The organism is Magnetococcales bacterium (genome assembly GCA_015228815.1).
Classification (GTDB): domain Bacteria; phylum Pseudomonadota; class Magnetococcia; order Magnetococcales; family UBA8363; genus UBA8363.
In genome coordinates this window covers 51,433-62,404 of record JADGCV010000017.1, presented here as the reverse complement: position 1 = coordinate 62,404, position 10,972 = coordinate 51,433, and the positions used below count along the sequence as shown (strand labels likewise).

Annotated in this window: 9 protein-coding genes; 3 read left to right on the top strand and 6 right to left on the bottom strand. The window is 55.1% G+C overall.

The window, feature by feature from the left end; translation table 11 throughout:
• A partial coding sequence (locus tag HQL76_08980) for a DUF4347 domain-containing protein (protein ID MBF0109296.1) occupies nucleotides 1-3,039 on the bottom strand: 3,039 nt, incomplete at its 3' end.
• A gap of 352 nt (nucleotides 3,040-3,391) precedes the next feature.
• Here HQL76_08980 and HQL76_08975 point away from each other — a divergent pair.
• Complete coding sequence (locus HQL76_08975) at nucleotides 3,392-3,820, top strand: hypothetical protein (GenBank protein ID MBF0109295.1); 429 nt, start codon at nucleotides 3,392-3,394, stop codon at nucleotides 3,818-3,820.
• On the opposite strand, the gene HQL76_08970 is transcribed toward HQL76_08975, so the two are convergent.
• The gene (locus tag HQL76_08970) at nucleotides 3,817-4,194 is read right to left on the bottom strand and encodes a hypothetical protein (protein MBF0109294.1); all 378 of its coding nucleotides are present in this window, start codon (nucleotides 4,192-4,194) and stop codon (nucleotides 3,817-3,819) included. The genes HQL76_08975 and HQL76_08970 overlap by 4 nt on opposite strands.
• A gap of 873 nt (nucleotides 4,195-5,067) precedes the next feature.
• On the opposite strand from HQL76_08970, the gene HQL76_08965 reads away from it, so the two are divergent.
• Both HQL76_08965 and HQL76_08960 read left to right on the top strand, forming a co-directional pair.
• Nucleotides 5,068-5,337, top strand: coding sequence for a transposase domain-containing protein (locus tag HQL76_08965; protein ID MBF0109293.1), 270 nt, complete (start codon nucleotides 5,068-5,070; stop codon nucleotides 5,335-5,337).
• 397 nt (nucleotides 5,338-5,734) lie between these two features.
• Entirely contained in the window at nucleotides 5,735-6,850 is a 1,116-nt protein-coding gene (locus HQL76_08960) for a Fic family protein (GenBank protein MBF0109292.1), read from the top strand.
• A gap of 550 nt (nucleotides 6,851-7,400) precedes the next feature.
• Here the strand turns inward: HQL76_08960 and HQL76_08955 are convergent.
• From HQL76_08955 to HQL76_08940, 4 genes are all read right to left on the bottom strand, one after another.
• The gene (locus HQL76_08955; protein ID MBF0109291.1) at nucleotides 7,401-7,838 is read right to left on the bottom strand and encodes a hypothetical protein; all 438 of its coding nucleotides are present in this window, start codon (nucleotides 7,836-7,838) and stop codon (nucleotides 7,401-7,403) included.
• Between the two features lie 614 nt (nucleotides 7,839-8,452).
• Nucleotides 8,453-10,153, bottom strand: a complete 1,701-nt coding sequence (locus HQL76_08950; GenBank protein MBF0109290.1) for a hypothetical protein — start codon at nucleotides 10,151-10,153, stop codon at nucleotides 8,453-8,455.
• A gap of 18 nt (nucleotides 10,154-10,171) precedes the next feature.
• Nucleotides 10,172-10,438 carry a hypothetical protein gene (locus HQL76_08945; protein MBF0109289.1) on the bottom strand — a complete coding sequence of 89 codons (267 nt, stop codon included), beginning with the start codon at nucleotides 10,436-10,438 and terminating at the stop codon, nucleotides 10,172-10,174.
• Complete coding sequence (locus tag HQL76_08940; protein MBF0109288.1) at nucleotides 10,438-10,902, bottom strand: hypothetical protein; 465 nt, start codon at nucleotides 10,900-10,902, stop codon at nucleotides 10,438-10,440. Before HQL76_08940 ends, HQL76_08945 begins: the two co-directional genes overlap by 1 nt.
• Between the last annotated feature and the right edge of the window lie 70 nt (nucleotides 10,903-10,972).

Genomic DNA, 10,972 nt, shown 5'->3' with positions numbered 1-10,972 from the left:
ATCACTGATATTGAAATAGGTCAGATTTTGCATCACCGAAGCGACCATCGCGGTGGTGGCATTGCCGTTGAACTGTAACGCCAGAGTGCCGCCGCTGTTGCTCGTGATCGCAGCGACCGTGGTTCCGTTCCAGGTCAGATCACTCCCTGAAATGGCCAGATTGCCGGTCGTGGAAAACTGGTCATCACTGTTGCCGCCGCCGGTGCGGGCCAGTTGCAACGTCGCGCCTTCATAGGTAGTGGAATCAAGTTCCAGATCGGCGACCGTAACATCCCCATCGAGGACCACGGCGCTTCCCCCCTCGGTGAAGGTGGGTGTGCCATTCAATCCGGAGAAAACAGGAATATCGTTGACGGCGGTAATGCTGACGACAACCGATTGCGTCACCGACAGGGAACCACCGCTTCCCTGATCGGTCCCGTTGCCATCATTCAGAGTAATATCGATGGTAACGCTCGAAGGTGGGACCTCGGAACTGTTCTGGTAGGTCAGATTTTGCAGGACCGAACCAACGACGGATTGGGTGGCCAAGGCGTTGAACGTCAACAACAGGGTTCCGCCACCGTTGGTCGTGACCGAACCCACCGTTGTTCCGTTCCAGACCAGATCGGACCCGGAAAATGACAGATTGCCGGAGGTTGCGAAGAGATCTTCACTGTTGGCCGCCGCATTTCGTTCCAAACGGAGGGTGGCGCCATTGAAGGTGCCCAGATCCAACTCCGCATCGCTGACCGTGGCATCACCATCGATCACCACCCCCTGAGCCTCCTCCGCAGTGGACAACGTCGCTCCGAGTCCGGAAAAGGATGGGGCATCGTTGGTCCGAACGATGGCGATGGTGCATTGGGCCGTGGCACTCGAATTGACTCCATCGCTGACGCTGATGGTGACCAGGCGGTTGGTGGTATCGGGGTGGTTGTTTGAATTATTGTAAACAATCTGGGTCAGGGCCGTCTGATAATCGGCGATGGTGGCAACACCGCTCAATATCATTTGACCGTCGGCGTTGTCATAGGGATCGGAAACCGTGATGCCACCAGGCAGGGATCCGTTGACGGACAGGGTCTCGGCGGTGGTATCGGGACGATTGGTCAGAATGAGGGTGACGGAAGCAAGGTTGGTGGAATCGGGATCGGTGATGACAACGTCGGTATCGGTGACGTTGATGGCCGAAGCCCCTTCGGTAAAGGTGGCGGAAAAATGGTTGTCGGCGGTGGATGAATCATCCAGATCAAGAATGGGGGTCCAGGAGCCGGTAAAGGTTCCGGATCCGGCAACGTCATCGACAGTACTGGTGGTTGATTCCGTTTGTGCCCCGCTCGCAGTGTAGATCGCTGTACCGGAGGAGGCAAAATTACCGGTAATCGTGCTTCCGGTCAGACCAAGATCGGTTCCAAGATTGTAGATGCCGCCACCATAGAGACTGGCGGTATTTCCAGTCATGGTCACGGAAACAAGATCGACGGGATTATTGTCGTTGATGTACATGCCGCCCCCCCGACTTGCCTCGTTGCCTGTAAATGTGGTCGTGGTAATAGTGGTCGTGGAATTATCGATATAGAGACCACCACCGTAGGAATTCGTGGTGTTATCGGAAAAGGTCGAACCACTGATCGTCAGGATTCCATCCTTGCTGTAAACTCCGGCTCCCTGGTCGTTTCCAAGACTGTTCTGGGAGATGGTGCTGTCGGTGATGGTCAGGGTTCCGGCATTATTGTAGATTCCGGCGCCATCGCCGACTCCGGTATTGAGCGAAACGGTGCTGTCCTGAAGAAGAAGGGTACCGCCATTGTTATAAATGCCGGCGCCAAGATCACCGGCATTGTCGGTGATGGTGCAATCGAAGATGGACAGGTCTCCCAGATTTCTGATGGCCCCGCCATTATTGGAACCAATGTCCCCATGGGTCAGAATGAGTCCATGCAATGATACCGTAGTCCCTGAACTGACGGAGATAATCCTGGAATCTCCATTGCCATCGATGGTGATGTCCGGAGTGCCGTCATCATCAAGGTCGCCATCGATCGTAAGGGATGAACTGATGGTCAGTTGAGACCCGGACAGGGTGATTGTCGTACCACTCAGGGAGGGATCGAAGGTGATGGTATCGGTTCCCGAACCCGCATTGGCGGCGGAATCGGCGGAATTGTTGTCGTTGTTGGCATTGGAAAGGGCCTCGCGCAGCGTTACCTGGGTCACACCGCCGACCGTGCCATCGAAATCACCACTGTCAAGGTTGCTGGTGACGGTGATCGTCGCCAGGGTGCCGTCAAAGAACGTTCCGACCCTGGCATCCACGGCCACGTTTGCGTCGATGACGCCCGTGGTCGCTTCCAAGGTCCAGTTTCCACCCCGATTGGCCGATCCGGTCAGATCGGTCGATGCGGCGACATCGGCTCCCGTCAACGTGGACAGTCGAGAAAGAAACATCATTCCCTCCTGGGACTGACCGACATTGCATCCATACAGAAGGATGTCACCGTCCGCAGTCAGGGCGTCTTTCCATGAACCGATTTCCGCCGCACGGGCATCGAGGTTTTCCCGGGAAAGCCGGGTCGTCCCCAATTCGATGGCCCCCGGTTCCCCATGAGAAAAGACATGAATGGTCTGGATTCCCTCCCGGTCCGCCAGATAACGGGTCATTTCCGCCAGGCCATCCTTTCCCGATGTCAGGGTGACCACGGCGGCTTGTTCCTTTTCGAGCCAGGAAGCGGGGATCGAGACCGAGGAATCGACGAATACGACCTCCTCGGGAGTGGGCCTGGATTGCGTTGTCAGCGGGGCACGAGGGGAGGAATCCGGCGGAAATGGAAGACGATCGCCATTGTTTTCCGAATGATCGTTCGACGGTGAATCACCCGGATTTTCCCCGAGGAAAATTCCATCATGCGCGACAAGAAAGGGCGAGGCATCGAACATGAGCCGCGATTCAAGCGCCAGGAAACCTGGCGTTTGAATCGCGGGTTTCCCGCTCATCCTGCGCGGGTGAAAAAAGGAACGGACAAAATGATGAAAACGTCTCAGGAGATCGCCGGCCATCGTTTTTGCCCCCATCCACCATGATCGATCATCGTTATTGTCCAAATCCTCCCGTCTCCACGATAGCACAACCCAATCTGCGATTCTAATCCAAGTTTGACGGGCCATGCTATATTCACTTTATGATCAAAAAGATGAAAGATCATATTTCTTGGTGTGGCACAAGATACGCATCATTCCTTGCAAAATGGCCGGAGTCACGGCCAAGACCGTCCATCCTCGTTCTTCCTCTGAATTCCCGGGACCTTACCCCAAAGGGGCATTAATTACTTAAGAAAATACATTGACAAATAATTTGTCCTATGTTATTTATACAATATTAGATTATTAAAATATTCTCTGGATCTAGCTTATGAACAACCTTGACCATGTGATACTTGGCGCTCTGCTCCACGATGTTGGCAAACTTCTGGAACGTGGTGAAGAATTTTCTGCATACAGGAACGATGAGGAACAATGGAAAATTGATTGTTGCATAAGGAAAAACACAAAAAATGGCCAAGAAAAGGCTACCAGCTATCATTCTCTGCATTCAAGACATTTTTGTGAGTGGCTATCCGATTCCGGGCATGTCGCCACTCTGCGCCCGGATGGATATTCCAGAACCGATGACAAAGCCGATCATTGGCTCAACCTGGCCGCAAAACATCATCGGGCCACCACCCCCCTGCAAAAATTGATCGCCGCAGCCGACCACTTTTCCAGTGGGGAGCGGGAGCGAATTCGCACCTTTGGCCATGAAATAAATTATAAAAGTCGCCTTGAGTCCAATGGCGCTTAGATGGCCGCAACATCATATTTCTCCAGGGAAAATCTGGCTTCTGCCCTTGGTTGACTGAGACGTCGAAAAGCCTTTGGTCGGCGTTTCACGGCTCGTGGTTCCGCGCGTCCAGGCCGATTGCCGATTCGATGGTACGCAATGGCGCGCAACAGTTCGTCCACAAGACGGGCTTGTTGGTCGCCGGTGGCGATGGCGATCCGGTGCGCAAAGGCGTCCATTTGTTGCAACGCTCCTTTGAAGCTGATTCTGATGGGCATGATTCCCACCCGGTTGGCGGCTTGAGCCATGACAGTCCGAATCAGGTTGTACGTCAGCAGATGGACGCCTATCTCCTTGCGCACCATTTCTGGAGTGCGGCCTTTCAAAATGTTCATCTTCATGATTTCCTTAATGAACATCAAATTGACCTCCACGGACCATCGCAATTTCAGACTTCCTGATCCCTCGTTCTTTCCAGTTGGCACTTTTCCGACGAATATTACACCAATTCGTAAATCAATTTATCTCCCGTCTCAGGGTGGCAGAACTGGATCTGGTTCAGTTCTGACAGAAGCGCATGGATCGCCCGATCATGCGTAAGCGCCGAACGAACCCCAGGGTTCCCATCGTTTTTTCTATCGTAAGCGCCGAACGAACCCCAGGGTTCCCATCGTTTTTTCTATCTGCGATCCTGATCCAAGATTTCCAACATCAAGGAGCAGGATATGGATACAAACGCAATGGATGGGGAGGGATTGACCTCCCTGCAAAGTTTTTGGATCAGGCACATTCGGCAGTGTGAAGTTTCCGCCAATGGGGGTGTGAAGGATTATGCCCTGGAACACGGCTTGGAACCACAGGACCTTTACCGCTGGCGAAGTTGGTTTCGGAAAAGGGGGATGCTCCCGACCACAACCACGCCGATCTTCCCCACATTTCGTTCTTTACGGGTCATGCATCAAGGGCATGATGGATCTGGAGATGCAGGTCATGAATCCCTGAGCGACGTTGTGATCCAGTTGCCGAACCAGATCCGTTTTGAATTTCCCGGGGGGATGGAGATTAAAAGTTTGGGGGCGTTGATTCGCCATGCGGCAGGTTTGCCATGATGCGTCCACCGCATGATTTGAAAGAGGTCTTTTTGGAGATCCGGGGACAGTGTATCAATTTCTTTTCCGGGGCAGGAGATCCGGGGGCAGTATATCAACTTCTTTTCCGACTTGAGCAAAGTTAATCCAAGTCTCATCTGGCATATCGAAGATGGCCGATTGAAAATCGACAACAACTCCGTGGAAAACGCCATACGCCCGTTCGCGATCGGTCGCAAGGGCTGGCTCTTCTCCAATTCTGTCGCAGGAGCCAAGGCTTCCGCCAACCTCTACAGATTGATCGAAACGGCTAAGGCATCAGGTTTGGAACCTTACGCCTACCTTCGCAAGGTCTTCAGTGCGATTCCCAATGCAACCACGGTGGAAGAGTTTGCAGCCCTCCTTCCCTGGAACTGCAAAAATTCAGAAAAAAGCAAGTCACTTTGCTGATGGGGTTCGTTCGGCGCTTACAATGGTTACGGCGACGGCCAAAACAGAGTTCACCTCCCGCGAGGTCGGCCCCCCGCCCAACCGGGCCAAAACCGGCCCGAACCCCTCTCTCTTTCTCTGTGGCCGAGGACGGATGCCCAATCCGACCTCGCACCATTTTGACCCAGATTTCGCAAATAAAATAAACATGTTGCACGCACACCAACCTCGCGACCATTTCGATCCCTCTTCGCACCAATCAGGGGGCGAGGGAACCCGGCGTCGAACGGGCAACCACTGCTCATCCTCTCCTGCTTTCAGGCGAATAGCAATAGCTGCGGAGAATCGCCCGGCCATTCGCCGCGCATGATGCGTCGAATAGCTTGCCCTCGCGCCGCATGCATGCCACACTCGCCGCATGAACAACCAAGATGCACGGTATATCTGGCAACTGGCCGACTGGCCGACCATGCGCTACGACCTTGCCTCGCTGGTGAAGCCGTTGGGCGAGGTGAGCCGCGCCCAGGGGTTGCTGTTGGGCAGGCTGGCCGATATCGGCATGCCGCTACGCAACCAAGCCAGCCTGACCGCGTTGACCGAGGATGTGGTCAAAACCAGCGAGATCGAGGGCGAACGGCTCGACGTCGATTCGGTGCGTTCCTCCATTGCCCGCCGCCTCGGTGTGGACATCGGCGCCCTGGCACCGGTCGACCGGCACGTCGAGGGGGTGGTCGAAATGGTGCTTGACGCTACGGCCCGATGCGCGGCACCGCTCACCTCCGAGCGGTTGTTTGGCTGGCACGCGGCCCTGTTTCCCACCGGGTACAGTGGGCTGTCCAGGATTTGTGTCGGAACGTGGCGCGACGATGGCAGCGGCCCGATGCAAGTGGTCTCGGGGCCGGTTCATCGGCAACTTGTCCATTATGAGGCGCCACCGGCTGCTCGACTGGAGGTCGATGTCGCCAACTTCCTGGCCTGGGCGAATGCCGACACACCAGAACCCGCTTTGATCAAGGCAGGACTGGCGCATTTGTGGTTTGTGACGTTACACCCCTTCGAGGATGGCAATGGCCGCATAGCCCGGGCGGTGGGCGATCTGTTCCTGGCTCGCGCCGATGGCAGTCCTCAGAGGTTCTACAGCCTGTCGGCGCAGGTCCAGCGTGAGCGCAAGGCCTACTACGACATCCTGGAGCAGACCCAGAAAGGGACGCTGGATGTCACCAAGTGGCTGGCGTGGTTCTTTGGGGCGCTGCTCCGAGCCGTGGAGAGCGCCCAGCATATGCTCGACGCCGTCTTGGTCAAGGCGCGTTTCTGGCAGCGTTGGGCGACCATGCCGTTGAACGAGCGGCAGGTGAAGTTGCTCAACCGGTTGCTCGATGGCTTTCAGGGGAAGCTCACCAGCAGCAAATGGGCCGCCATCGCCAAGTGCTCGTCCGATACGGCGCTGCGCGATATCAATGAATTGATTGCGCTTGGAGTTCTACGCAAAATGGCCAGTGGCGGGCGAAGCACGGCTTACGAACTTGCCGATTGAGGGGGAGAAAAACCGGCCAACACCAAGGCGAAGAGGGCCAAGCAGAAAGCCAGCCGCGGAAAGAACCGCCGTTGAGGTTTCGATAGCGGAATGCCCCCCAAACGGGGGCGATGGTTCCGGATCAAACCTCTTGCCTGTCCTTGTTCAAGGCCCCATCACCTCGAATAGAATTATGATATACAATGTAGTCGCAGGGGCGATGAATTTCGCTGGACACTGAGACGGATGTTCACGAACATCAGAGAAAAAAGTGCAGCTTCGTTGGTCGGCAGAACCCAAATTTTCATGAATCGGGCAAATGCCATTGAAACTTCACCCTTTGGATGTGTTCTTTTCTTAGAGATGTCGCAATGCAAGACCTGATCCCACTTGTTTCTACGTATAGCCACTAAGGTCGATGGCTTGGGCCAGGAGTGATTCCAAATTGTCGTCCAGCACCTTCTCGTTCATGTTTTTTCTTTCTATAAATGATGAGATATGGTTTCTCAATAACGTCTTTAACATTTCCGGATTCTTCTCGGTTCCGTCTCTGATTTCGACTGTCCCAATATCAATGATCTCCATCCCAAACAGCCATGGCACTTTTTTCCTTCTGACATTCTTGGCAATGAGATTGAGGGTAACCGTTCAGACCCCCCCTGGATTTTTTCCCCTCTCCCTCTGGGAGAGGGGCAGGGGTGAGGGAACCGGCGCTTTGATCAACGGTAATTCCATAGAAAGATCTCGTCACGAAATCAAGCAATTGGAATGGCTCTTCAAGGATCACCACAGCCCTTTGAATGATGGAGTTTCTGTTTCCCCTCACCCCGACCCTCTTCCGGAGGGAGAGGGGGTCTGAACGGTTACGATTGAGGATTGTCCCGTTTTTATCAAACCCCTGATAGACGCCATCTTCAACATCAACGCCTTCTATGGAACATTCTGCATCCTTGACGGTTTTGTAAAATGAAAGATCGCCATCCTCGTTTACAATGATGGGGGGTTCCATCAGAAACGATCCCAGAAAGATTTGTCACCTTTTTTTGTTTCCCACGGGCGATGCCGATTTATTTCCTGCCTTTCAATAGTTTCCCCTGTTTCAGCACATGGAGGGGTCAAGTCTTGCATCATGACATGATTCCATGGAGTCGTTGTACGCCGTTGATGGGTCGGGTCTTGTAAATTATAGAGATGTTGAAGAGCATCCTGTTTTCCTTGAGCAAGGGTTGTGATCTCCGACGTGGATTTTGACAATTTGCCGTCCGATTCTTAGGAGGGATGTGACACAGTTTTTCCTTTCAACCCATTTTGGCGGAAATGTTTTCTGTATTCAACAGAAAACATGATTCCATTATACATGGCATCATGATGAAAGAACTCGGCGATCTCAACCTTCCGGACTCCATCCAGTGGATTGACCGAAGGGAATGGTTTTCCTTCTTGGCCATGGAGACTGCCTGAACCCGCTCCCTGGCCGGCGGACCGGAGCCAGCCGCAACACGCTCAAACCGTTTGGGGACATGATACGAATCTGAAAATTGGTAAATCTCGAACCCGGATCATGTCCCCTGATTTTGTTCCTCAATGTTTTCCAGGAGGTATACGGTTCCAGGGTTGCCTGGGTCAGGAGCGGCGTACCGAGGCCAGTCTTGCTTGAATGTTGTGGGTGGCGTCTTCGATGGAGGGGACGACTTTTTTGTAGGGGTTGAGTTTGGTGGTGGCGAGGGTTGCGGGTTGAAACTGGGGCAATCCCAGTTCCTTGCGGACGATGGCGGCACGTTGGCTTTCGGGGGTTGCCTTGGTTTCCAGGACCCCAACCTTGGCCATGTCGCCGAACAGGTCGATGGCGCCGGCCATCTGGGTTTTTTTCATGTCCATTTCTGCCTGGAGCCGGGTTTGTTCCTGGGCCTGGCGTCCGCGGATCTCTTCCAGGGTCGTGGCCTGCCCGAGGGCTTGCTCGGCGCGAAGTTTTTCCAGGGTCGTGGCTTGTTGAAGAGACTGGTTGGCGCGGAATTGTTCCAGGGCCATCGCCTGTTCCGAATCAAGCGATTTCAGGCGTACCTGTTGTTCCTCCTGACGGTCGAAGGACCATTGTTTTTCCTTGAGTTCCTCTTCCCGCCGCCACTTTTCCAGTTCCCACGCCTGAGCGGTCTGTTGCTGGGCCAGCGCCTGTTGCATGGCCCCCTGTTGGCTGGCGGATTCCTGGTTCATCTGGAATTGTTGCCGGGCGAGATCCAGGTTCAGGCCACTTTGAAGGCGGGCGATGTCCATGTCCACCAATCCTTTTTGCCGGGCCACCGCGACGTCGGTTTGGGCACGCAGACCGATTTCGTTCAGGGACTGCTGACTGGCCCGGTCCTGAAGGGCCAACTGATGTGTCGCTCCCATCTGTTCCAGCCCCCATTGATTCTGCATGCTGGCGATTCCCGATTCCAGGTTGGCAATCGCCGCGGATTGTTCCGAGGCCAGTTGCGCTTCCAGACGCCCCCGGGCGATCCCTTCGGCGATGCCCTGACGCGATGAGCCAAAATGGCCCATCATGACCGCCTCTCCCGACAGTTGCGGCAGCATTTCCTGTGAAAACGCCAGGCGTTGGGCATCGGCCTGTGTGTTTAGTTGGGTACCGAGGGCCTGCCGCGAATCCTGAAACTGCTGCGCCATTTCGGCACGCAACGCCCTTTGCATCAGGTCATGATCGACCGTGTCGGACACAACGGCGGAAGAGGCGGAGGACGGAGCGAAGGATGGCACCGGCAGGGTCGAAGCATTGTCAATCGGGCCGGTGGCAGGGGATGGGATACTGTTGCGGCGCATTTCTTCTCCGGGCGCCGCCAGTCGATGACCCAGAAGATCCTGCGCCTGCCGGGCGGTCTTGTCGTAGGAGCCTTCCCATTCCGGGGTGTCTCCGGGAAGGTTCGACACACCCAATTCCCCGGCCAGTGTCTTGTAGGCGCCGCTGCCCCCGTATCGGACCTCATGGAACAGCAACGAACGGGCGTCGGGGTCGTCGCCAAGTCTCTGTTCCAGCGTTTGCCGGGTGGTTGCGGCTTCGTTTTGCAACTGTTGCCGGATTTGGTTGAAATCTTGTTCCCGTGCCGCGGAGGATTGACCGTCGTTGCCCAGCTTCCCCAGCGATTTCAGGGTTTCCAGATGTTCCAGTTGCGCCTGGGCTGCTAGATGGCGGTTGTACAAGGTCCGGCCTTCCTCGTCCTGGCTCTTGTTCCAGTAGGAATCGATGGCATCCTTTAGTTTCGTCATGCCATCACGGGTTTCCTTGCCTCTTTGTGGATTCGAGGGACCACGGGTCAGGATGTTTTTGGGCATGTGATGGGTTCTCCCTGATTACAGTTTGATCCATTGGCCGTTGATGCGACCGTAAAAACCGGCTCCAGAGCCGGGATTCCAATGGGTGCCGTCGGCGCAGACCAGATTGCCGTCTTCGCATTTGCCTGGTTCCTCGTGCAAAACGACAAGTTTGGTGATTGTTTTGGCTTCGCGGGCGGCGTTGGCGATGCGGTTGAGTTCCTGGTAGGCCCAGGAAGCGAGGTGTTCGGGTTGACTGGGAGGAAGGTTGACGCCATAGACGGCGCCAAGGTTGGCGGTCTTCATCAATATTTTCCTTGAGGTTCGAATTCCAGGGCATAGCCCAGAAGATTCCAGGACAGGTCGGTGGTGCTTTGAAAGCGGATGCTGATGAATCGACCGGTCACGGCAAGATCGGTGCTGTTCTGACAGGCCTCGGCGAAATGGGCATGGGTGGCGGGATTGAACTCGTGGGCCGATTTCCAGGTGATGGCGTCTCCCAGTTTCTTCTGGAATCCCAGTTGGATTGCGATCGCTCCGCTCGCTTCGAGTTCCGGCCACAGATCGTTCAACTGATACTGGCCCGGTCCCATCCCGCCGATGGGGAGGCTGTCGCGGGTCAGGGTGGCGGTCAGGGGGGTGCCGTCGGCGGTTTCGCCGGCATCGCAAAGATAGATTTTCTGATCGGTCGGCGAGGCCATGAGCAGATCGGGTTCGGTGCGTCGGTAACGATCGCCGCTGCCGTAGGCCGAAAAATCGATGGATCCCATGATCAAAAGTCTCCGAAAAAATATTATGGATGGGTCCGGGAAGGGGAAACCCCTTCCCGGTGGGGTCTGG